Annotated in this window: 21 protein-coding genes and 1 tRNA gene; 15 read left to right on the top strand and 7 right to left on the bottom strand. The window is 54.7% G+C overall.

What is annotated here, in order from left to right:
* Positions 1-5 precede the first annotated feature (5 nt).
* Positions 6-1121, bottom strand: a complete 1116-nt coding sequence (gene ald / locus Q0362_RS03040) for an alanine dehydrogenase (protein WP_298119628.1) — start codon at positions 1119-1121, stop codon at positions 6-8.
* A 233-nt stretch (positions 1122-1354) separates the two neighbouring features.
* Here ald and Q0362_RS03035 point away from each other — a divergent pair, with 233 nt between their 5' ends.
* The 14 genes from Q0362_RS03035 to Q0362_RS02970 all read left to right on the top strand — a co-directional run bounded on the left by Q0362_RS03035 (position 1355) and on the right by Q0362_RS02970 (position 13728).
* Positions 1355-2575 carry a PotD/PotF family extracellular solute-binding protein gene (locus Q0362_RS03035; protein WP_298119626.1) on the top strand — a complete coding sequence of 407 codons (1221 nt, stop codon included), beginning with the start codon at positions 1355-1357 and terminating at the stop codon, positions 2573-2575.
* The gene (locus Q0362_RS03030; protein ID WP_298119624.1) at positions 2575-3759 is read left to right on the top strand and encodes an ABC transporter ATP-binding protein; all 1185 of its coding nucleotides are present in this window, start codon (positions 2575-2577) and stop codon (positions 3757-3759) included. Before Q0362_RS03035 ends, Q0362_RS03030 begins: the two co-directional genes overlap by 1 nt.
* Positions 3759-4670, top strand: a complete 912-nt coding sequence (locus tag Q0362_RS03025; RefSeq protein ID WP_298119622.1) for an ABC transporter permease — start codon at positions 3759-3761, stop codon at positions 4668-4670. Before Q0362_RS03030 ends, Q0362_RS03025 begins: the two co-directional genes overlap by 1 nt.
* Entirely contained in the window at positions 4670-5476 is an 807-nt protein-coding gene (locus tag Q0362_RS03020; RefSeq protein ID WP_298119620.1) for an ABC transporter permease, read from the top strand. Before Q0362_RS03025 ends, Q0362_RS03020 begins: the two co-directional genes overlap by 1 nt.
* Before the next feature lie 102 nt (positions 5477-5578).
* Positions 5579-5654, top strand: a tRNA-Lys gene (locus Q0362_RS03015).
* Between the two features lie 77 nt (positions 5655-5731).
* Positions 5732-6676 (top strand): tRNA pseudouridine(55) synthase TruB, encoded by a 945-nt coding sequence (truB, locus tag Q0362_RS03010; protein ID WP_298119618.1) that lies wholly within the window; start codon positions 5732-5734, stop codon positions 6674-6676.
* Positions 6673-7041, top strand: coding sequence for a hypothetical protein (locus tag Q0362_RS03005; RefSeq protein WP_298119615.1), 369 nt, complete (start codon positions 6673-6675; stop codon positions 7039-7041). The genes truB and Q0362_RS03005 overlap by 4 nt, the downstream gene beginning before the upstream one ends.
* Before the next feature lie 23 nt (positions 7042-7064).
* Complete coding sequence (locus tag Q0362_RS03000; protein ID WP_298119613.1) at positions 7065-7481, top strand: hypothetical protein; 417 nt, start codon at positions 7065-7067, stop codon at positions 7479-7481.
* Entirely contained in the window at positions 7481-8419 is a 939-nt protein-coding gene (locus Q0362_RS02995) for a bifunctional riboflavin kinase/FAD synthetase (protein ID WP_298119611.1), read from the top strand. Before Q0362_RS03000 ends, Q0362_RS02995 begins: the two co-directional genes overlap by 1 nt.
* Positions 8419-9285, top strand: a complete 867-nt coding sequence (locus tag Q0362_RS02990) for a carbon-nitrogen hydrolase family protein (protein ID WP_298119609.1) — start codon at positions 8419-8421, stop codon at positions 9283-9285. The genes Q0362_RS02995 and Q0362_RS02990 overlap by 1 nt, the downstream gene beginning before the upstream one ends.
* Positions 9286-9313: 28 nt before the next feature.
* Entirely contained in the window at positions 9314-10717 is a 1404-nt protein-coding gene (locus Q0362_RS02985; RefSeq protein ID WP_298119607.1) for an aldehyde dehydrogenase family protein, read from the top strand.
* A 199-nt stretch (positions 10718-10916) separates the two neighbouring features.
* Complete coding sequence (locus Q0362_RS02980) at positions 10917-12326, top strand: aspartate ammonia-lyase (RefSeq protein WP_298119641.1); 1410 nt, start codon at positions 10917-10919, stop codon at positions 12324-12326.
* Positions 12327-12352: 26 nt separating this feature from the next.
* Positions 12353-12877: an adenine phosphoribosyltransferase gene (locus Q0362_RS02975; RefSeq protein ID WP_298119605.1), complete on the top strand. Its 525-nt coding sequence runs from the start codon at positions 12353-12355 to the stop codon at positions 12875-12877.
* Between the two features lie 20 nt (positions 12878-12897).
* Positions 12898-13728, top strand: a complete 831-nt coding sequence (locus Q0362_RS02970) for an aldo/keto reductase (RefSeq protein ID WP_298119603.1) — start codon at positions 12898-12900, stop codon at positions 13726-13728.
* A 17-nt stretch (positions 13729-13745) separates the two neighbouring features.
* Here Q0362_RS02970 and Q0362_RS02965 read toward each other — a convergent pair whose 3' ends face one another.
* The 6 genes from Q0362_RS02965 to Q0362_RS02940 form a co-directional block, all read right to left on the bottom strand.
* Entirely contained in the window at positions 13746-15017 is a 1272-nt protein-coding gene (locus Q0362_RS02965; RefSeq protein ID WP_298119602.1) for an APC family permease, read from the bottom strand.
* Between the two features lie 62 nt (positions 15018-15079).
* Positions 15080-15850 (bottom strand): FadR/GntR family transcriptional regulator, encoded by a 771-nt coding sequence (locus Q0362_RS02960; RefSeq protein ID WP_298119600.1) that lies wholly within the window; start codon positions 15848-15850, stop codon positions 15080-15082.
* Positions 15851-15861: 11 nt separating this feature from the next.
* Positions 15862-16656 carry a 3-oxoacyl-ACP reductase gene (locus Q0362_RS02955; RefSeq protein WP_298119598.1) on the bottom strand — a complete coding sequence of 265 codons (795 nt, stop codon included), beginning with the start codon at positions 16654-16656 and terminating at the stop codon, positions 15862-15864.
* Positions 16657-16687: 31 nt separating this feature from the next.
* Entirely contained in the window at positions 16688-18049 is a 1362-nt protein-coding gene (locus Q0362_RS02950; RefSeq protein WP_298119639.1) for an aldehyde dehydrogenase, read from the bottom strand.
* A complete protein-coding gene (locus Q0362_RS02945; protein ID WP_298119595.1) occupies positions 18043-18813 on the bottom strand; it encodes a gamma-glutamyl-gamma-aminobutyrate hydrolase family protein in 771 nt (256 codons plus the stop codon). The genes Q0362_RS02950 and Q0362_RS02945 overlap by 7 nt, the downstream gene beginning before the upstream one ends.
* Positions 18794-20161 (bottom strand): glutamine synthetase family protein, encoded by a 1368-nt coding sequence (locus tag Q0362_RS02940; RefSeq protein ID WP_298119593.1) that lies wholly within the window; start codon positions 20159-20161, stop codon positions 18794-18796. The genes Q0362_RS02945 and Q0362_RS02940 overlap by 20 nt, the downstream gene beginning before the upstream one ends.
* A gap of 226 nt (positions 20162-20387) precedes the next feature.
* Here Q0362_RS02940 and Q0362_RS02935 point away from each other — a divergent pair, with 226 nt between their 5' ends.
* On the top strand, positions 20388-21929 hold the full coding sequence (locus Q0362_RS02935; protein WP_298119591.1) for an amino acid permease: 1542 nt from the start codon (positions 20388-20390) through the stop codon (positions 21927-21929).
* Positions 21930-22072 lie beyond the last annotated feature (143 nt).

Below are 22072 nucleotides of genomic sequence, written 5' to 3'. Positions count from 1 at the left end.
ACTTCTTACGCGAAGATCGCGTCGAGGTCGCTGTATTCAAGACCCGTTGCCTGTGCAACAGGTGCGTTGGTCACAGCACCGGCGTGGGTGTTCAGGCCCAAGCGCAGTGAAGGATCAGCCTTGAGGGCAGCGTGCCATCCGTTGTTCGCAATGGAGCGCAGGTAAGGCAGGGTTGCGTTGGTCAGTGCATAGGTCGAGGTGTTAGGAACAGCACCTGGCATGTTTGCAACGCAGTAGAACAGCGAGTTGTGAACCTGGAATGTGGGATCAGCGTGAGTCGTCGCGTGAGTGTCTGCGAAGCAGCCACCCTGGTCAACTGCGATGTCCACGAGAACACTGCCTGGCTTCATGCGCTTGACCAGGTCGTTGCTGACCAGCTTGGGAGCCTTCGCGCCAGGGATCAACACAGAACCGATCACCATGTCTGCTTCAAGACATGCCTTCTCAATCTCGAATGAGTTCGAAGCAATGGTCTTGATGCGTCCGTCATAGAGAGCGTCAAGCTCACGCAGGCGGAAGAGGTTGGTGTCGAGAACAGTTACTTCTGCACCCATACCGGCTGCAACCTGTACTGCGTTCGTGCCAGCAACACCGCCACCAAGAACAACAACCTTGGCGGGGTGGGTTCCGGGAACGCCAGGAACGAGGAGACCGGGGCCACCGTTGGGCTTGAGCATGACGTTAGCGCCGAGGATGGGTGCAAGACGACCTGCAACCTCACTCATTGGAGCAAGGAGGGGAAGCTGGCGGGTGGGGAGCTGAACGGTCTCGTAAGCAATACCGGTGACCTTGGCATCTACGAGTGCCTTGGTGAGCTCTGGCTCTGCTGCGAGGTGGAGGTAGGTGAACAGAACGAGTCCTTCACGGAAGTACTTGTATTCGCTAGCAATAGGTTCTTTTACCTTGAGGAGCACATCAGCTGCTGCCCAAGCTTCTTCAGCAGTTGCAACGATCTTCGCACCAGCGGCTTTGTAAGCCTCATCGGTAATCGAAGAGCCGAGACCTGCTCCAGCTTGAACGAGAACTTCGTGTCCGTTGCCAACGAGTTCGTGTACGCCTGCGGGGGTAATTGCAACGCGGAACTCGTTGTTCTTGATTTCGGTGGGGACTGCGACTTTCATGACTCTCCTTGTTAGGGTGCGCCGAGACGGGCGACTACGTCACTACCTTAGTATTTCCACAACGGATTCGAAAGTATTTTGTGATTATTTGTGCGGATTTCGTAAATTTCAGGTTACAAAACTGTTGCATTCGTCCAGATATGTGTGTAACCCCCGGTATTTGTGAGAGTATCGAAAGCAACGAAACACCAGCGGCAACGTAGCTGCTGGGAATTCACGTGAGGAGCAAAACCATGACCGAACGCCAACTCCCTGAAGATCCACGAGTCCGCGCACTGATTCAGCACGCGATGAACTCCAAGATCACGAGGCGAACACTTCTGGCTTCTGCTGGAGCTGGTGCGGTTGCTGCTGGTCTTGCTGCTTGTGCTCCAGCTGGTGGCGGAACTCTGACCCCCGCTGAAGACGTCTCTGCTACAGATAAGGTCGTTCGCTGGGCGAACTGGCCCCTCTACATCGATGCAGATGAAGAAACCGGCGAACTCCCCACTGTGGTCAACTTCGAGACCCAGACCGGTATCAAGGTCACCTACGAAGAAGCTATTCCTTCTAATGAAGACTTCTATGCAGTGGTTAAGGACCAGCTGCTCCTCGGGCAGGACATCGGCTACGACTTGGTCACCCTCACTGACTACTTCGCAGCACGCATGGTACGCCGCGGTGTGATGCAGGAGCTCGGCACTGCAGATATGCCTAACGTGGTCAAGAACCTCAACCCTGCACTCGCAGACATCACCTTCGATCCAGGTCGTCTCTACTCACTCCCATGGCAGTCTGGTCTCACCGGTCTGGTCACCAGCTCCAAGGCATTCCCCAATGGCCTTACCTCTGTTGAAGAACTGTGGGATCCCGCACTCAAGGGCAAGGTCACTCTGATGAGCCAGTGGACCGACACTCTCAGCCTCATCATGGCTAGCCAAGGAGTTGATATCTCAGGCGACTGGGGCCAGGACGAATTCGATGCAGCTCTAGAAGTTGTAAAGAAGCAGGTCATGGATGGTCAGATCAAGGCCTTCACTGGTAACGAGTATGCAGAGTACTTCGCCAGCGGCGACGTGACTGCAGCTATTGGCTGGTCTGGTGACGTATTCATCATGAACGCTGAGTCTGGCTCAGACAACACCTATGGTTTTGCTATCCCTGATGCTGGTGGATACCTCTGGTCGGATAACTTCATGATTCCTATGGGTTCTTCACACAAGCAGAACGCACAGGAACTCATCAACTACTACTACGACCCAGAGGTCGCAGCACAGGTTGCCGCTTACGTGAACTACATCACTCCTGTTGTTGGTGCACAAGAAGCAATGATGAACATTGACCCTGCGCTCGCAGAAAGCGAACTGATCTTCCCCACCGACGCAACTCTGTCAAAGGCTAAGCCTTTCCGTCAGATGACCATCGAGGAAGACGCCGCATACGCAAAGGCATTCGAGAAGGTCCAGGCAGGTTAATGGCCACTGGAACCTTCGCGGAAAGAGGCGCTGACCTCGAACTGGTCGGCATTCAGAAGCGATTCCCTGGTTTCACGGCAATTGAGGAGCTCGACCTCCTCATCCCCGCTGGGTCTTTCTTTGCCCTCCTCGGGCCGTCTGGTTGTGGCAAGACAACAACTCTGCGCCTAGTAGCAGGACTTGAAGAACCCACCGCTGGTCGTATTTTGATCGGTGGTAAGGATGTCACTGATACCAAGACCTACCAGCGACCCGTCAACACCGTGTTCCAGAGCTATGCCTTGTTCCCACACATGACCATCCTGGAAAACGTGGCATTCGGGCTCAAGCGACGCAAGATTGATGATCCCATGGGCAAAGCTCATGAGGCTCTTCGTTTGGTGGAGTTGGACCACGTGGCCAACCGCAAGCCGGCGCAACTCTCTGGTGGCCAGCAGCAGCGTGTTGCGCTCGCTCGTGCAGTTGTGAACCGCCCAGCCCTTCTCCTCTTAGATGAACCCCTTGGTGCTTTGGACTTGAAGCTGCGTCGACAGATGCAGCTGGAACTCAAGTCCATTCAGACTGAAGTTGGGCTTACCTTCTTACACGTGACTCACGACCAAGAAGAAGCCATGACCATGGCTGACACAGTTGCGGTCATGAACAAGGGGCGCATTGAGCAGATGGGTGCACCAGAGGAACTTTATGAGCTTCCTCGCACCTCGTTCGTGGCAAACTTCCTGGGTCAGTCCAACCTGTTCACTGGTCCGGTGGTGTCTTCTAACTCAACCTCAGTGAGTGTTGAAGTTGCAGGGAACAAGCTCACCGTCCCCAAGGAGCGTGCTGCACGTACCGAGGGAACTATTACGGTCGGTATTCGTCCCGAGAAGATGATTCTTCATACTGAGAAGGTTGCGGCAGATTCTTCACGAAACGTTCTCAGCGAGGGACGTGTCATTGACGTTTCCTTCAGCGGTGTGAGCACGCAATACATCGTGGACTTTGCTGGCGTCGGTAACGTTGTTGTCTTTGCGCAGAACATGGTCTTTGGCCCTGTTGCTCACTTGGGTGCAACTGTCTCAGTCTCATGGCCTATCGAGCGCGGCTTCGTCATCGAAGACAACCCTGAGGAAGAGTCCAAGTTTGTTCTCGACCACACCACGACCTCTATTGCCACCCAGGCCGCTGGAGCAGGAGCCGAGTAATGGCTTTTGCAGCTTTTGCGAATACTGCGGAAGCAGTTGACGTACCCAAAAAGAAAAGCAAGATTGCCCTGGTGCTTCTCGCGCCAGGACTTGCCTACCTCGCACTCTTCTTTTTGACGCCACTTATCTCGCTGATCATTACCTCACTCCAGGCGCCAGACATCTTTGGCGATATTGGTGACTATGTCTACGCATTCCAGTGGCAGAACTACGTCACGGTCATCAACGAATACGGTGTGCAATTCATGCGCTCCTTCGTATATGCACTGATTGCAACCCTGGCTGCACTGCTGGTGAGCTATCCCATTGCATACTTCATTGGTGTAACCGCGCGTAAGTGGCCAGTTATTCAGGGACTTGCACTCATCCTTGTGATTGCGCCGTTCTTTATTAGCTTCTTGCTACGTACCTTGGCTTGGAAGCAGCTCTTCAGCGATAACAGCCCCACCATCACGTTCTTGAAGTCCATCTCACTTCTGGCCCCTGATGCACAGTTCCAAGGTTCTAACTTTGCTGTCATCTTTGGTCTGACGTACAACTTCATCCCGTTTATGGTGCTGCCGATCTATACCAGCCTGGAACGCTTAGACCTTCGCCTGCTTGAGGCCGGCTCAGACCTCTATGCAAAGCCCTCCACCTCCTTCTGGAAGATCACCGTTCCGCTGTCGATGCCCGGTGTGGTCTCTGGTGTTCTTCTGACCTTCATTCCTGCATCTGGCGACTTCATTAATGCTTCATCAGAGTTCTTGGGTGGTCCAGGAACTCAGATGGTTGGTAACGCTATTCAGTCCAACTTCCTAGTCCTCAATGACTATCCGGCTGCTGCGGCACTGTCCATCATGCTGATGGCTGTGATCCTCATCATCGTTTCGGTCTATGTGAAGCGAAGTGGAACGGAGGACTTGCTCTAATGTCTAAGTTCTCTTTCGGTAAATATTTACTCCCGCTTTACACAGCACTGGCACTGTTGTTCCTGCTCATCCCCATCGCCTACACCTTTGTCTTTTCCTTCAACGACTCCGTGAAGTCGAACATTGTGTGGCGTGGATTCACGCTGGATAACTGGACCACAGTGTGCCGTGCACAGGGCGTATGTGAGTCCTTTGTGAACTCGATCATTGTTGGTGTCACCGCAACCCTGCTGGCAACCGCCATTGGTACTGCCATGGCGATTGCATTGGTGCGCTATCGTTTCAAGTTCCGTTCTGGCACCAACTTGCTGCTGTTCTTGCCTATGGCAACCCCGGAAATCGTCATGGGTGCTGGTCTTGCAGCCCAGTTCCTTTCTTTCGGCACACAGAAGGGTTTGGGAACCATCATCATTGCCCACACTCTCTTCTGCTTGAGCTTCGTTGTGGTCACCGTAAAGGCTCGTGTGGCAAGCCTGGATCCTGCATTAGAAGAAGCAGGGCGTGATCTTTATGGTTCTCCGGCTCAGGTCTTCTGGCGGATTACATTCCCACTTTTGCTACCTGGAATCATGGCTGCCGCTCTACTGTCGTTTGCACTCAGCTTTGATGACTTCATCATTACCTACTTCAACTCCGGAAGTGTTTACACGTTCCCCAAGTACGTATACATCACCGCTGCCAGGGGTATTCCTGCTCAAGCAAACGTGATTGCCTCGGCAGTGTTTATCTTCGCCATCTTGCTCGTTGTCACCACGCAAGTGGCATCATCGCGCAAAGCTAAGAAATTGGCACAGCCTATTTCTTAGCCGCAGCATTGCCATCGAAAAGGCTAGGTTTACTCAATTAGACCCACGCCTGCAGAGATGATAATGTTGTGCTTCGGTTCGGAACACAATTTCGAACCAACTGCACCTCTAGCTCAATTGGCAGAGCAACTGACTCTTAATCAGTGGGTTCCGGGTTCAAGTCCCGGGGGGTGCACCAACACTAAGACCACCTCTCGCCAGGTGGTCTTTTTGTTTTCACAAGTTCTGATCTGGACAATCCGGGATAATTGAGACATGGCTTCCACAACAACTCCAGCTCCCAACGGGATCGTGTTGATAGATAAGCCTCAAGGATTCACCAGCCATGACGCTGTGGCACGTATTCGTCGCCTCGCGGGAACGCGCAAGGTGGGTCACGCTGGAACATTAGACCCGATGGCGACAGGTTTGCTCATCCTGGGCTTAGGCCCATCGACTCGGTTGCTCACCTTCATCGTGGGATTGAGTAAGGAATACATCGCCACGATTCGTTTGGGTTCGTCCAGCACCACTGATGATGCTGAAGGAGACCTGTTGGGCTTTGCGCCCCAGGCTCAGCTTTCTCGCGTGACAGACGAACTCATTGCCGAAGGCATTGTTCCTCTCACTGGAGAGATTGAACAGGTGCCCAGCACAGTTAGTGCCATCAAAGTGGGCGGCAAGAGAGCATATGCACTGGCACGTGCTGGAGAAACAGTTGAGCTCAAAGCTCGTGCTGTCACGATCCACGCCTTCGACGTTGTGAATATCACCCGCGGTAAAGATGAAGAAGGCCGTGGCTTCATTGATGTTCAGGTTCGCGTGGAGTGCTCATCTGGCACGTACATTCGAGCGTTAGCCCGAGATTTGGGCTATTCGCTTGGTGTGGGCGGACACCTCACGATGTTGCGCAGAACCCGGATCGGTTCATTTCACGTCACTGACGCACATGATCTGGAGAAACTCGAGAGCGCGCCAGAGCTCTTGTCGCCAGCTGATGTGGCGCGCGGAATCTTCCCTGCTGTGGATCTCAACGAAACTCAAGCCTTAGAGCTTTCTCAAGGCAAGAAGGTCCTGCTGGAGGGATTCCCCGACAGTAAGGACCCGGTCGCAGCTATTGGCCCGGAAGATAGGCTGGTGGGACTGGTTACGGTGAAAAAGAACCAGACTCGCGTTGTGGTGAATTTCCCCACAGAAACGGAAAGCTCCTCACTCTCATGATCGACTGGTTTACAGCTCTGCAGATAGGCGTTGCCGTGATGGGTGGCGTGCTTGCAGTGGTCCTAGGTTTGATGGGACGCCGTCCGAGTGACCTCACCATGGCCTTCGCCGGCGTCGTTGCGTTGCTCCTCATTGTTCAGCTTGCGGTCACCATTGCCGGTCCACTGACCGGCAATCAGCCCACCGGAAGCTTGTTTGAGTTTTATATCTATCTGATCAGTGCCATCTTCTTGCCCGTTGGGGCAGGGTTCTGGGCACTGATTGATCGTTCGCGCTGGAGCACGGTGATCTTGGGTGTTGCGCAGCTTGCCGTTGCGATCATGCTCTATCGCATGGGCCAGATCTGGTTTATTCAGGGCATCTAGGGCAGAACTAGACTCGACACGACATGACTGACATCGCCGCCACTACATCGCGCCGTTCTGGTGCTGGTCGCATCCTCATTGCGGTCTATCTCGTGTTGGCACTGGCGGCTACCGGTCGTTCGTTTTATCAACTGGTGTCCAAATTTGATCAAGCACCACTGGCGTATTCGCTCTCTGCACTCGCGGCCGTTGTCTATGTCTTTGCCACCATTGCACTGATTGCTCGGGGACCTGTGTGGTTCCGCATCGCGCAGCTGACCATTGGGTTTGAATTAGCTGGAGTCATTGTGGTGGGAGTGCTCAGTCTGGTGATGCCCAGCTTGTTTGCTCATCCCACGGTGTGGTCGTATTTCGGAATGGGTTACCTGTTCATTCCTCTGGTGATGCCCATCCTGGGTTTGATCTGGCTTCGACGTCACCCTGAAACGCGAGCTGCCTAATGTTGCACTGGCATAGCGTTACAGAAATTCCTCAAGGCTGGGGACCCAGTGCGGTCACTATCGGCAAGTTTGATGGTGTTCACCTCGGTCACGTCGAGATTCTTCGCCAGCTCAACGACATTGCCTCCAGGCGAGGACTCGCCTCCACCGTGATTACTTTTGATCGCCACCCTGCATCGTTGCTAGCTCCAGAACAGAGACCGGCAGACATCCTCTCAACTGAGGATCGGCTTGCACTGATCGACCACCAGAACATTGATGCCAGCTTGGTCCTAGCCTTTGATTCTGAACTCGCGGCATTGAGTCCTCGAGACTTCGTTTCGGTCATTCTCTTAGGCAAGCTCAATGCTCAGGCAGTTCTTGTTGGCCATGACTTCCGTTTTGGTGATCATGCCTCTGGTGACGTGTCAACGTTGCAGGCACTGGGTGCTGAACTCGGCTTTGATGTGGTGCTCATCGATGATGTGGCACCTGCTGATGGTGTGCGCATTTCTTCCTCACGCATTCGCGAGCTCATGGCTTCTGGCGATGTTGCAGCAGCCGGAGAGCTTCTCGGGCGTTTGCCTCGCGTCAACGGCGAAGTTGTTCACGGTGAGAAGCGTGGACGTGAACTGGGTTTCCCCACCGCAAACCTGTCCCAAGAAGCCACTGGGCTCGTGCCCTGTGACGGTGTCTACGCTGGGTGGTTTATTGACGGAGAACACCGCTACCCCGCAGCAATTTCGGTGGGAACAAACCCCACCTTTCAAGGCGCTAACAAGCGCACAGTGGAAGCATTTCTCCTTGATCAAAATCTTGACCTTTATGGCCACAACGTGACTATTGAGTTCGCTTCACATATCCGTGGCATGGTTGCCTACACAGGCGTTGAGCCGTTGATTGAGCAAATGCATGATGATGTTCGTGTCACCCGAGAGATTCTGGGATTGGGAAAGTAATGGCTGAAGAATTCGACACCAAGAATGACGATCTCGGTGAATCCCAAGATGTCGGCGGGGTGAAGATCGCTGTTGCCCAGTTTGGTCCTGGCCCCAACCCTGCAGAGAACGTGAGCACCATCCAAGCTTTGGTGCACGCTGCTTCTCACAACGGTGCCCGCATGATTGTGTTACCTGAATACTCCTCTGTTCTGGGTGGAAAGCTCGGCGACTGGGTGTTTGAATATGCCGAGTCCATGGATGGACCTTTTGTAGAAGCGATGACAGAACTCGCGGACGAGTGCAACATCGCCATTGTCATTGGCATGCTCGAAAGTTCAGATAACCCCGACGACAAGCGCCCCTTCAACACCGCTATTGCGGTGTTGCCAGGAGCTGGCGTCGTGGCGAGGTATCGCAAGGTGCACCTCTATGACGCCTTCGACATGCTCGAAAGCGAATGGATGCAGGCAGGCGACCCTGCTGAAGCCCCACAGCTGTTCACTGTGGATGACATCACCGTGGGCATGCAGACCTGCTTTGATCTGCGCTTCCCTGAAACCACTCGCCGTTTGGTTGATGCTGGAGCTCACATGGTTGCCCTCATTGCAGAGTGGATCTCGGGCCCCAAGAAAGCTCATCACTGGGCTGCGCTCACTTCTGCTCGTGCCATCGAGAACACGGTGTATTTGGCTGCTGCAGACCAAATTCCTCCCATTGCGGTGGGAATGTCTCGGGTGATTTCTCCTCTGGGTGAAACCCTCATCGACATGGGTAACCAGATGGGTGTCTCCATCGCCACGGTCAACATTCAGGCCGTCATGGATGCGCGTAAGACCAACCCGTCGCTGGAACTTCGCCGATACAACGTTCAACCCCGCGACTAATGAAGTCTTCAGGCGTAGTGTGAATGCCATGACCACGCTGAAGAAGAAGTCAGAAGCTGCTGCACTTGTTGCATCCCTCCGGGACGCGTACAACTCGGGTTTAACCGCGAAGCGCCAGTGGCGCATCAACCAGCTGAACGCCTTGCGTCAAATGGTGACAGACAACGAAGGCGTCATCGAGGCAGCACTGTTCTCAGACCTCGGTAAGAGCGCGTCTGAAGCGCAATTGACTGAGATCGGCATCATTCTGGGCGATATTGACTATGCACTCAAGAATCTTGCTAGCTGGCTTAAGCCTCAGAAGGTCAGTGTTCCCCTGGCGGCAATGCCTGCCAAGGCGTTTGTTGTGAGTGAGCCTGTGGGCGTGGCATTGATTATTGCTCCCTGGAACTATCCCATGCAGCTACTTCTCGCTCCGTTGATTGGAGCCATTGCTGCCGGTAATGCTGCAGTGCTCAAGCCCAGTGAGTTAGCTCCTGCTACTTCTGCCGCTTTGGCCAAGCTCATTCCTGTTTATCTTGATCCCCGCGCCATTGCCATTGTGGAGGGTGCTGCCGAAGAAACTGGCTGGCTGCTCGAACAGCACTATGACCACATTTTCTACACCGGTAATGGTCGCGTTGGACGTATCGTGATGGCAGCGGCTGCCAAGAATCTCACGCCTGTCTCACTTGAGCTGGGCGGGAAGTCGCCGATTTACATCGATGACACTGTTGATCTGGAAGCAGCTGCGTTACGCATTGCCTGGGCTAAATACCTCAACGCAGGCCAGACCTGTGTGGCACCGGATTACATCCTCGCCACCGCGAGCGTTCAGCGAGAACTTGAAGCTCACCTCGTAACGGCGATTGCTTCCCTCTATGGAACAGATCCTCTGCAATCTGAAGATTATGGCCGCATCGTGAATGACGGTCACTTTGCTCGGTTGAATGGCTATTTGAAGGACGGCCGCGTCGTCGCAGAAGGTAAGCCAGTAGCCAAGAGTCGTTACATCCCGCCCACAGTCCTGGCTGATGTGAAACGCGATGCTCCCGTGATGCAGGAAGAAATCTTTGGGCCCATTCTGCCCATGATTACTGTGACAGATCTTGACGACGCCATTGACTTCATCAACTCCAGGTCAAAGCCCCTGGCACTCTATGTGTTCAGCGAGAACACCCTGGTTCGTCGTGCTTTCACCGAGCGCACTAGCTCCGGGGCAATTGGATTCAACGTGGCCATTCTGCATTTGAGTGTTCCTGGACTTCCCTTCGGTGGCGTGGGGGAGAGCGGTATCGGTGCCTACCGTGGCAAGCGCTCCTTCGATGCGTTTAGTCATGAGAAGGCCATCTTGTCGAAGCCCCTCAAGCCAGAAACTCTGGCTTTGGTGTATCCGCCTTTTACGGAATCCAAGAAGAAGCTCATCAAGGGATTACTTCGAAAGCTGAGCTGACGAATTGTCCGAATAGCCGGACGCCTTCCTTGTTCGTGCCCGAATGACCGTTCTAGACTCGAGTCGACCCACAAAGTCCTTAACACAGCAATGGAGCTGATAACCAGTGTCTGAACAGACCACACCATCAACCCGTCCCATCGATACTCTCGGTCTTTCGTCAACCGATCGTGTGGGTAACTTCGCCGGAAATGCTCAGATGCCCATCGCACCTGCAGCAACGCGCACTGAAACAGACTCACTAGGAGCCATGCAAGTTCCCGCTGACGCCTACTGGGGTGTGCACACCGCACGTGCACTGGAAAACTTTCCTATTGCCAAGCGCCCCATCTCGGTATTCCCTGAGCTCATCGTGGGCTTGGCCTGCGTGAAGCAGGCAGCTGCTCGTGCCAACGCCGAGATTGGCGTCCTGGACCAGGCCAAGGCAGACATCATTGACCGCGTCTGCCAGGAAATCATTGACGGTGCCTGGCACGAACAATTCGTCGTGGGTGTCATTCAAGGTGGTGCTGGAACCAGCACCAACATGAACGCTAACGAAGTCATTGCGAACCGCTGCCTCGAGCTCATGGGCCACGCCAAGGGCGCGTATGAACACATGCACCCCATTGACGACGTGAACAAGTCGCAGTCCACCAATGACACCTATCCCACCGCTGTGAAGCTCTCACTCGCTTTCTCGCTGCCACACCTGCTCAACGAGTTGAGCTTGTTGCGAGACGCGTTCAACGCCAAGGGTGAAGAGTTCAAGCACATCCTCAAAGTGGGCCGCACTCAGATGCAGGACGCTGTTCCGATGACCTTGGGCCAGGAATTCCATGGCTTCGGCACCACCCTCGGTGAAGACTATGACCGTCTCACCGAGACTGTCTGGATGCTCAGTGAAATCAACCTGGGTGCTACTGCTATTGGTACCGGCATCACTGCAGATCCTCGCTACCGCGAGGCTGCTGTGCGCCACTTGGCCATTATTTCTGGCCTCGACATCACCAGCGCGCCTGACCTCATTGAGGCCACCAGCGACGCCGGTGGATTCATGAGCTTCTCGGGAACACTCAAGCGTTCAGCGATCAAGCTCTCCAAGATCAGCAATGACCTTCGTCTGCTCTCCTCTGGACCGCAGGCAGGTTTTGGTGAAATCAACCTTCCTGCTCAGCAGGCAGGTTCATCGATCATGCCTGGCAAGGTCAACCCGGTTATTCCTGAAGCAGTGAGCCAAGTTGCGTATGCCATCGCAGGTAATGACGTCACCGTCACCATGGCTGCTGAGGGTGGACAGCTTCAGCTCAACGCTTTCGAACCTGTGATTGCTTACTCGCTCCTGCAGGGCATTAGCTGGCTTGCCCAGGCCTGCATGACACTGCGTGTGAACTGCGTCGTGGGTATCACCGCGAACGTGGAGCGCCTCGAGGGCATGGTTGCCTCGAGTGTTGGTGTGATCACTGCACTGATTCCGTTTATTGGTTACGGTCCAGCTGCAGAGCTGGCCAAGCAGGCACTCAAGACAGGTCGCCCCGTGGCTGACCTCGTCGTTGAAGCTGGCCTGATGACCAAAGAAGATGTCATGCGCGAGCTCTCGCCCGCCAAGATTTCAGGAATGGAAGCCTAGTCACCACAGCCCATTACTCTGGAAACATGAGTAACGCGACTGATGTCGTCATGCAACGCATGCTGACAGTTCCTGACTTTCCCACCGAGGGCATTCTTTTCCGCGATCTGACCCCGGTCTTTGCTCACGGAGAGTCCTTTCGTGCCGTCGTGGATGGTTTGATCGAGCCATTCGTGGGTCAGTTCGATGCTGTGGCGGGCTTAGAAGCCCGCGGCTTCTTGCTGGCAGCCGCGGCTGCCATTGATGCGGGCGTGGGCGTGCTCCCTATTCGTAAAGGGGGCAAGCTCCCCGGCGACATCATCGGTGAAACCTATGACCTCGAATATGGCACAGCAACCCTCGAAGTGAACCCGATTTCGTTACCAACTGGATCCCGAGTGCTGGTCTTGGACGATGTCCTGGCAACAGGTGGCACTATTGATGCCTCTGTGTCTCTCATTGAGCGAGCAGGGTGGCAAGTGGCAGGTATTGCTGTTGTGCTGGAACTCGAAGCTTTAGGTGGACGTGAACGCCTGGCAGGGCGTGAGATTCACTCACTCGTCACACTCTAGAAGGCTCTACGCTGGTGAGTATGACGACTCCCACCTATGCGCTCAATGACGGTCTAGTTCTTCCTCAGATCGGTCTGGGAACCTACAAACTCACCGGTGACGACGGCATCGCCTCGATTGTCAACGCTATCCATGAGGGTTACCGCCTGATTGACACCGCAACTCGCTACAACAACGAGGTTGAAGTGGGCAAAGCTATTGCAGCTTCGGGTGTTCCTCGCGAGGAGATCATCGTCACCACCAAACTTCCTGGTGCTGCACACGGTTTCGACGAGACCATGGCTGCGTTTGAACTGAGCCGCCAAGCCATGAACCTCGACTACATCGACCTGTATTTGATTCACTGGCCAAACCCCAGCGTGAACCGCTATCTCGATTCCTGGCAGGCCATGATTGAGCTCAAGGATGACGGTCTGGCCAAGAGCATTGGTGTGTGTAACTTCACCGAAGAATTCTTGACCAAAATCATCGACGCCACCGGCGTCGTGCCCTCTGTGAACCAGATCGAACTCCACCCGTACTTCCCCCAGGCACAGATGCGTGCCTTCCATGCTCAGCACGGTATTCAAACCGAAAGCTGGAGCCCTTTGGGTAAGACGGAAGAACTGCGTAACGAGAAGGTCATCACGGACCTTGCTCAATCACGCGGAGTCACTCCAGCTCAGCTCATTCTTCGCTGGCACACCCAGCTCGGTGCTTTGCCTTTGCCGAAGTCAGCAGATCGTGGTCGTCAGATGTCGAACCTGCACAGCTTCGACTTTGACCTCTCCCCTGAAGAGATGGATGTCATCTCCGGTCTGGAGAGGGGACGCCTCTGGGGTGGAGACCCCAACACGCACGAAGAGATGTAGTTCGAAAGAACGACGAGTTAGGCGGCTTGTGCTGCCTTCTTTGCCAGCCGGCGCTTCACGAGCGTCACAATCACCGCAATAATCGCGACCCCGATGGTGAAGAGCACGTTCGGGCCGTTCAAGATCAAGAGCACGATGGTCATCGCTAGTGCTACGACGGCAACCCACCAGTCCCAGCTCCAGCGAGGGAAAATCAGCACAGCAGCGGTCATGCCCAGTACATAGATGGCCACCATGGAGCTCAAGTGAATGGGAATCAAGCTGAGCAACTGGAAATCTTGGGCGAACAAGATGGCAAAGAAGATGATGGAAATTCCCAATGACAGCGCCAAGCTCCTGCGGGGAACTTCATCTGGCTCAGCACCCTTGGCGAAATAGCGGGGGAGATCTCCGTCACGTCCCAGGGAAGCACCCAGCTTGCCAATGGCAGCTAGATAAGCATTGAGCACGCCCAGGGACACAATCGCCGCGATGCTGGCAATGATGATTGAACCAGCCTTGGGGGCGGTTTCATTCACCAGGGTCAGTAGAGGAACGCTGCCTTTGCCGGCATCTTCGCCGAGCACGCCGATGGTGACCCATTGCAGTGCCAAATAGGCAGTTCCCACAATCACCAGAGCAATACCGGTGGCAATAGGGATGGTCTTGCGAGGGTTCTTGAACTCAGCAGCAATGTGAGTTCCAACTTCCCAGCCGGCGAATGCCCACACGAACAAGCTGATGGCCACGCCCACACCAACCCAGCCATGGGGCATGAACGGCTGGAAGCTGGTTTCCTGCACTGCAGGAGCGCCATAGGCAATCACGCCAACGACAACAACCACAAGAAGTGCGCTCAGGCCTAGCTGCACCCAGCCAGCAACCTTCACGCCGAACAGATTCAGTGTGAAGGGCACGAGGAAGAGCACTGCGGCAACCGCGGGCAAGAGTGATCGGTCTGCGCCGGTAATGGCGACAACGTATTCAGCACCCATCACCGCAACAACAGGTTCGCCGGCAGCTACGCCGAAGTAAAAGAGATATCCAGCAACGCGGGCCCAGGTGTTTCCCATGGACTTGCGCACATAGCTGGCAACACCGCCTGAATCGGGATAGCGGGCAGCAAGCGCGGCAAAGGTTCCTGCCAGAGGGATAGAAAGCACAAAGATGATCGCAACAGAGAGGATCGAGGCGGGTCCTGCAACCTGAGCAGCTAAACCAGGAAGAACCAAGATGCCGGTGCCCAGCACGCTGGCGATATAGAGAGCAGTTCCCTGCGCAATGCCGAGGGTGCCTTTGTGTTCGCTCACTGAATTACTCTGTCATGAAAACTCAGAGCAATGAACCTCACACTGCGACATCTCATTCAGGCTCAGCCTAAGAAGCCGCGCAGAAGCGCAGCAGAACCTGAAACGTGGTCTGCCATCGCGGCGCTTGCTTTCTCGGCGTCTCCCGTGAGAATCGCCAACACGATGGCTTCATGCTGTTCATTTGAGTGCGAGATATTGGGTGCAAGTAAGGGAATGCCATCGAGCAGTTCGTTGACCCTCATGCGTGAGGTAGCTACTTGGGAGAGCAATGAGGGTGAGCCTGTCAGCTCGGCTATCAGCAGGTGAAGCCGGGAATCGAGCATGCGGTAGTTATCCGCCGTGGACTCGGCGGTTTCTTGGAGCACAGCCCAGAGTTGTTCTCGTTCCACAGAACTCAAACTGCGGGTAGCAGCATGAGAAGCAGCACCACATTCCAAGATCTCTCTCAGAATGAGCACATCTTCAAGCTCATCGTGAGTGAAATCAATCTGGTGGGTTAGCTCACCATCGCGCCCCATGCGCAGGGGTTGTGTGGGAAGGTTTTCCGACACAAATGTCCCGCCGTATCGACCACGTTTCACGACGAGGTAACCGGCATCTACTAAAGCTGAAATAGCAAGCCGAACAGTGTCTCGGCTCACATCGAGCATGCTCGCGAGCTCGCGTTCTGGAGGGAATTGAACTCCTGGAAGTGCCAGACCTAATCGAATGGTTTGAAGCAGGCGCTCAACCGTTTCTTCATAGGTGTTTCCTCCTCGGACAGGCCGCAGTAGTAAGTCCCCATTGAGGGGGCTTACTACTGCAGCCAATCCGGGTGAGGTTTCTGGAGGCATTGGAGGTGTGCTTAGTCCAGTGGTGTGACGTAGGCGGAGGAGATGCCGCCATCAACCAGGAAGGTTGATCCGGTGATGAAGGAGGCGTCATCACTTGCCAGGAAGGCAACGGACGCAGCGAGCTCTTCGGGCTTGGCAAAGCGACCCACAGGGATGTGAACCAAGCGGCGCTGAGCGCGCTCAGGGTCTTTAGCAAAGAGTTCCTGAAGCAGGGGAGTGTTCACTGGCCCAGGGCAGAGGGCGTTGACGCGAATACCCTGACGAGCAAACTGAACACCGAGCTCGCGGCTCATTGCGAGAACGCCACCCTTAGAGGCGGTGTAAGAGATCTGCGAGGTTGCCGAACCCATCACGGCAACGAAGGATGCCGTGTTGATGATCGAGCCACTCTGCTGCTTCACCATGTGGCGAAGTGCTGCTCGAGAGCAGAGGTAGACCGACTTGAGGTTGACGTCTTGAACCTTGTTCCACGCAGGAAGTTCAGTGGTCTCAATGGAGTCGTCATCGGGAGGTGAAATACCTGCGTTGTTGAAGGCAATGTCGACAGATCCGTAGACCTTGAAAGCGGTGTCAAAGAGGTTGTTGACCTGATCTTCATCGGTCACGTCTGCACGGACATAGAGACCGCCCACTTCTGCTGCAGCTGCATCTCCTACTTCCTGAGGGACAACGTCGCCAATAACGACGGTTGCGCCTTCAGCAGCGAAGCGCTTAGCCGTGGCAAAGCCAATACCGCTTGCGCCACCGGTAATCACAGCAACCTTGCCGGCAAGACGCTGGGTGAGGTCAATCTTTTCGATACTCATTGTTTTTCTCCTTAGTGAGGTTGTTCAGGTCTTAGTCGGCAGGAATGAAGACGTTTTTGGTTTCGGTGAAAGCCAATGCCGCATCTGGACCGAGCTCGCGGCCCAGTCCTGACTGCTTGAAACCACCGAAGGGGGTGTTGTAACGGACGGAAGAGTGTGAGTTCACGGATAGGTTTCCAGACTCGACGCCGCGAGAAATGCGCAGTGCACGTCCCACGTCACGGGTCCAAATAGATCCTGAAAGGCCGTACTCTGTTGCATTCGCCAGTTCCATAGCGTCTGCATCGTCGTCAAAAGGAAGCACCGTGACGACAGGACCAAAGATTTCATCCGTTGCACTGATGTGGTTGCGGGAATCAGGAGTCAGCACAGTGGGGGCGAACCAGTAGCCAGCACCTTCTGGGGCAGAACCGCGGAAAGCAACAGGGGCATCGCTGGGCACGTAGGAAGAAACGCTGTCGAAGTGCTTCTTGTGAACCAAGGGACCCATCTCTGTAGCTTCATCGAGAGGGTTACCTACCTTGACGCCCTTGACGGCTGGTTCGAGGTATTCCATGAACTTGTCATAGACACTGCGCTGAACCAAGATTCGACTGCGGGCACAGCAGTCCTGGCCTGCGTTCTCGAAGACACCATAGGGAGCGCTTGCGGCTGCTTTCTCGAGGTCTGCATCTGCGAACACAATATTGGCGCTCTTGCCACCCAGTTCCAGAGTCACGCGCTTGATCTGATCAGCGGCACCCGCCATGATCCGCTTGCCCACTGCGGTGGAGCCAGTGAAGACAACCTTGCGCACGGTGGGGTTGGTAACGAAACGTTCTCCCACGACAGAACCCTGACCGGGCAGAACCTGGAATAGTCCTTCAGGAAGTCCAGATTGCAGGGCTAGCTCACCCAAGCGAATACTGGTGAGGGGTGTCCACTCAGCAGGCTTCAGGACAACAGCATTACCGGCTGCAAGGGCTGGAGCAAAGCCCCAGGATGCAATAGTCATCGGGAAGTTCCACGGGGTAATCACACCGACAACACCGAGAGGTTCTTGGAAGGTGAAGTCAATGCCGCCGGCAACAGGAATTTGCTTGCCAAAGAGACGCTCTGGTGTTGCAGAGTAATACTCGAGCACATTACGGACGTGTTCAGCTTCCCAGCGAGCCTGGCCAATGGGGTGGCCGGAGTTACGAACTTCGAGCTGAGCAAGGTTTTCAATATCGCCATCCACGGCATCAGCGAAGAGGCGCAGAGCTGCAGCGCGGTCAGCGGGGTTCCTTGCAGCCCATTCTTTCTGTGCACGCTTGGCAAGATCAATTGCCTCATCTGTTTGCTCCAGGCTCAGGTGCTCAATGGTTTCGCCCGCTTCTTCGGTTGCGGGGTTAATGATGGTGTAACTCACGATGAGCTCCTTTGAGTGTTGCGGGGGTGGTGGTGGGCATATTCTTTTGCTGCATCCACCAGGCCTTCAAAGAGGCCTATGTCTTCGGGGGTTTGTTCTGGGTGCCATTGCACGGCAAGGCCGAACGGAACGTCATCAAGTTGGAGCGCTTCAATCACTCCGTCCTCAGTGGAGGCAACAACGCTGAGGCCTTCGCCGAGCTCACCAATTGCTTGGTGGTGATACATGGCGCCCACGGGGGCTTCATTGCCCAGAACAGAGGCAAGGAGTGAATCTTCAGCAACCTTCACAGGAATGTGACTGAAGTTGCCTTGACCTTTTTGGTAGCGGTCATCTCCGACTACTTCAGGGAGGTGTTGAATCAGGTCCCCACCACGGATGACATTCAGCATCTGCGCACCGCGGCAAATACCAAGAAAAGGCAGTTCTCGATTAATCGCCGCCGTCAGGAGTGCATCCTCGAGAGCATCACGATCTGGCCTGGGCTCATCTGTCATTGGGTGAGGCGTCTGTCCATAACGGGCAGGATCAACGTCTTTACCGCCACAGATTATCAATCCATCTAACCCGTCCAGAATGGTTTCAGCGCTTTCCGCATCGATGGCCTGTGGGGGGAGAAGAACGGCAATGCCGCCGGCTTTGTTCACAGCGTTGAAATACACCTTCGGTAAGAAGGCAGCTTGAACATCCCAGACGCCTGACTGGGCTTGTTCTAGGTAGGTGGTGAGCCCGATAACGGGTTTGCGGTTAGAGACGCTCGAAGCCACGAACACGCTCCCAGTCAGTAATAGCAGAGTCATAGGCTGCTACTTCGATACGTGCGTAGTTGAGGTAGTGATCAACAACGTCCTGTCCGAAAGCTTCCTTGGCGATGGTTGAGTTGGCAAACAACTCAGCTGCATCACGCAGGCTTGAGGGGACGCGTGGTGCACCTCCGGTGTAGGCATTGCCTGTAGTGAGCGGCTCGAGTTCGAGCTCGTTTTCAATACCGTGCAATCCTGCAGCAATCAGTGCAGCAACTGCGAGGTACTGGTTCACATCTCCACCTGGTACGCGTTGCTCCACACGCATACCGTGGCCTTGCCCTACAACACGAAGTGAGCAGGTGCGGTTATCCAAGCCCCACGCAACTGCGGTGGGAGCGAAGCTGCCATCGACATAGCGCTTGTACGAGTTGATGTTGGGAGCGAAGAACAGGGAGAGTTCACGCATTGCAGCAATTTGGCCAGCCAAGAAGTGGCGGAACATCTTGCTCATGCCATGTTCAGCGTTCTTGTCTGCGAAGACAGGGTTGCCGTCTGTATCGCGCAAGCTGATGTGAATGTGGCAGGAGTTACCTTCACGCTCATTGAACTTCGCCATGAAGGTCAATGACTTGCCGTGCTTATCGGCGATGACTTTGGCACCGCTCTTATACACAGAGTGGTTGTCACAGGTGACGAGTGCTTCGTCATAACGGAAAGCAATCTCCTGCTGGCCGAGGTTGCACTCGCCCTTGACTCCTTCGCAATACATGCCGGCAGCATCCATCGAGTTGCGGATGTCTCGAAGTAACGGTTCAACACGGGTTGAGGCGAGGAGGTCGTAGTCCACGTTGTAGTCGGTGGAGGGACGCAGGTTGTCGTATCCCTTGGCCCAGGCTTCGCGGTAGGTGTCGTCAAAGACGATGAATTCAAGCTCGGTGCCCACGAAGGGAACGAGGCCGTGGGCAGCCAGGCGGTTGATCTGGGTGCGCAAGATTTCACGAGGAGACTGCATGACAGGGGAATGGTCAAGCCATTGCATATCTGCCATCACCATGGCAGTGCCTTCGAGCCAGGGAGCCGTGCGCAGGGTGCTCATGTCGGGGATCATGGCCATATCTCCATAGCCACGTTCCCAGCTCGAGATGGAGTAGCCATCTACGGTGTTGTTTTCGACATCTACCGCGAAGAGATAGTTGCAGCACTCGGCGCCGTGCGCCATCACGTCCTCAACGAAGAGGCGAGCTGAAACACGCTTACCCACCAAGCGGCCTTGCATATCGGTGAAGGAGACGATGACAGTGTCAATCGTTCCGGCTTCAACCAGGGCTTTGAGGCCTTCTGCGGTGAGGTTCCCAGCTGCAGTGGACATTGTCACTCTCTTCCTTGAGGTAGGTATTCCAACCATTAGACCACTCTATTGAAGATTCCGTGTCAAGCGTTCTTGGGTAAATAGCAGATTTTTTTCAGATTAATTATTTGTTAAAGGTAGTTACAAGAACCAATTTGAGGCATATAGTCATCTCCAAGGAATCTCACAGCGTTGTGTGCCTCACCTCGATCCTTGAGGTGCTCAACCCGAGCAGAAGGAAATGTAAATGTCCAAAGACACCTTGAACGTCTCGGGTGTGACGTACACAACCGCAGACGCCAACTATTTCAAGAAACGGACGCTTAAGCGTTCGGCTGGTTTGTGGGGTCTCTGGGGCCTTGCCGTCGCTGCCGTGGTCTCCGGAGACTTCTCCGGTTGGAACTTCGGTATCGGCTTTGCCGGCTTTGGCGGAATGCTGATCGCATTCGCCGTCCTCATCTTCATGTACTACGGAATGATGTTCAGCATTGGAGAGATGGCGGGAGCCATGCCTCACTCTGGTGGAGCATATTCATTCGCCCGATCGGCAATGGGGCCGTGGGGTGGATTTATTACCGGTCTCGCAGAAACGATTGAGTATGTCGCAACCACAGCCGTGGTTGTCTTCTTCTCGGCGTCCTATGCCAATAGTGTGACCAGTGAACTCTTAGGGCTGAACCTGCCCATGTTCGTCTGGTACATCATTCTGTATGCGGTGTTCGTGCTGCTGAACTCTGCCGGCTCCGCTGTCTCCTTCAAGTTCGCCATTGTGGTGTCCATCATCTCAATCGCTATCTTGCTGGTGTTCTCTGTCATGGCTGTCTTCTCGGGCAAGCTTGACTTCGACTCCCTCTGGAACATCGCGCCAGATGCAGGACAGTCCACCTTCCTTCCTCACGGCTGGGTGCCCATCCTGTTTGCACTTCCCTACGCCATGTGGTTCTTCCTGGGTATTGAGGAACTTCCTCTTGCTGCTGAAGAATCTCACGACCCCGTCAAGGACATTCCTCGTGCAGGTCTGATTGCTCGCACCACGCTGATTGTGACTGGTCTGCTGGTTCTGTTCCTCAACACCGCCCTCGTTGGCGCTGAAGGAATCAGCGCTGCAGGCGAGCCATTGCTTGATGGCTTCCGTGCCATGGTCGGTGACGGTGCTGCTGCCGTGCTCGCACTCTTCGCGTTGATTGGTCTGCTTGCTTCCCTGCAGGGAATCATGTTCGCCTACGGTCGCAACATGTACTCACTCTCCCGAGCTGGTTACTACCCCAAGGTCCTGTCTTTGACAGGCAAGCGAGAGACTCCTTACGTTGCTTTGACTGTTGGTGCAGTCATTGGTTTCTTGGCCCTTATCGCTGTTGACTCCCTGGGTGGAGCAAGTGGTGTTGCGGGAGCTATCGTGCTCAACATCGCTGTATGGGGTGCTGTTATTGCCTACATCCTGCAAATGGTCTCCTTTGTGATCCTGCGCAAGAAGTTCCCCAAGGCCAACCGTCCTTACAAGAGCCCCTGGGGAGTACCCGGTGCTGTTATTGCGGCGATTGTGTCCCTGGCAATCTTCTTCGGATTCTTCATCAATGAGCCCGCTCGCCCAGCCATCGTCGCCATTGCGGTTATTTACGCACTGATGTTGATTGGCTTTGCGCTCTGGGGCCGCAAGCGCCTCGTGCTCTCACCCGAAGAGGAATACGCCGTCTCAGGTGGTCTCCACGGAGATCCTCAGAAAGAAGGCTACGGCGGAAAGGTCGAGAAGGAACTTCTCGCTTCCGACGGAGTTGACGGAGAAAAGTAACATCACGTGAAATATGGGGCCGGTTCCTTCTGGGGAGCCGGCCCTTTTCTCTGCCAGAATTAAGTTATGACTGAACACAACCTCACTAAGCCAGAAATCGACGCACCCATGGGTGACGCTCCTTCTGAGCTCACCATTACAGA

The organism is uncultured Aurantimicrobium sp. (genome assembly GCF_936931525.1).
Taxonomy (GTDB): domain Bacteria; phylum Actinomycetota; class Actinomycetes; order Actinomycetales; family Microbacteriaceae; genus Aurantimicrobium.
Note: the sequence above shows the minus strand (reverse complement) of the source record. Positions and strands in the feature narration are given on the sequence as shown.

Excerpts from the sequence above, each read along its gene's own strand:
- Q0362_RS03035 (WP_298119626.1), top strand. The coding sequence starts at position 1,355 with ATGACCGAACGCCAACTCCCTGAAGATCCACGAGTCCGCGCACTGATT.
- Q0362_RS02940 (WP_298119593.1), bottom strand. The coding sequence starts at position 20,161 with ATGTCCACTGCAGCTGGGAACCTCACCGCAGAAGGCCTCAAAGCCCTG.
- Q0362_RS02975 (WP_298119605.1), top strand. The coding sequence starts at position 12,353 with ATGAGTAACGCGACTGATGTCGTCATGCAACGCATGCTGACAGTTCCT.
- Q0362_RS03030 (WP_298119624.1), top strand. The coding sequence starts at position 2,575 with ATGGCCACTGGAACCTTCGCGGAAAGAGGCGCTGACCTCGAACTGGTC.
- Q0362_RS02960 (WP_298119600.1), bottom strand. The coding sequence starts at position 15,850 with ATGCCTCCAGAAACCTCACCCGGATTGGCTGCAGTAGTAAGCCCCCTC.
- Q0362_RS02990 (WP_298119609.1), top strand. The coding sequence starts at position 8,419 with ATGGCTGAAGAATTCGACACCAAGAATGACGATCTCGGTGAATCCCAA.
- Q0362_RS03020 (WP_298119620.1), top strand. The coding sequence starts at position 4,670 with ATGTCTAAGTTCTCTTTCGGTAAATATTTACTCCCGCTTTACACAGCA.
- Q0362_RS02955 (WP_298119598.1), bottom strand. The coding sequence starts at position 16,656 with ATGAGTATCGAAAAGATTGACCTCACCCAGCGTCTTGCCGGCAAGGTT.
- Q0362_RS03025 (WP_298119622.1), top strand. The coding sequence starts at position 3,759 with ATGGCTTTTGCAGCTTTTGCGAATACTGCGGAAGCAGTTGACGTACCC.
- Q0362_RS02995 (WP_298119611.1), top strand. The coding sequence starts at position 7,481 with ATGTTGCACTGGCATAGCGTTACAGAAATTCCTCAAGGCTGGGGACCC.
- Q0362_RS02935 (WP_298119591.1), top strand. The coding sequence starts at position 20,388 with ATGTCCAAAGACACCTTGAACGTCTCGGGTGTGACGTACACAACCGCA.
- Q0362_RS02980 (WP_298119641.1), top strand. The coding sequence starts at position 10,917 with ATGCCCATCGCACCTGCAGCAACGCGCACTGAAACAGACTCACTAGGA.
- truB (WP_298119618.1), top strand. The coding sequence starts at position 5,732 with ATGGCTTCCACAACAACTCCAGCTCCCAACGGGATCGTGTTGATAGAT.
- Q0362_RS03005 (WP_298119615.1), top strand. The coding sequence starts at position 6,673 with ATGATCGACTGGTTTACAGCTCTGCAGATAGGCGTTGCCGTGATGGGT.
- Q0362_RS02985 (WP_298119607.1), top strand. The coding sequence starts at position 9,314 with ATGACCACGCTGAAGAAGAAGTCAGAAGCTGCTGCACTTGTTGCATCC.
- Q0362_RS02970 (WP_298119603.1), top strand. The coding sequence starts at position 12,898 with ATGACGACTCCCACCTATGCGCTCAATGACGGTCTAGTTCTTCCTCAG.
- Q0362_RS03000 (WP_298119613.1), top strand. The coding sequence starts at position 7,065 with ATGACTGACATCGCCGCCACTACATCGCGCCGTTCTGGTGCTGGTCGC.
- ald (WP_298119628.1), bottom strand. The coding sequence starts at position 1,121 with ATGAAAGTCGCAGTCCCCACCGAAATCAAGAACAACGAGTTCCGCGTT.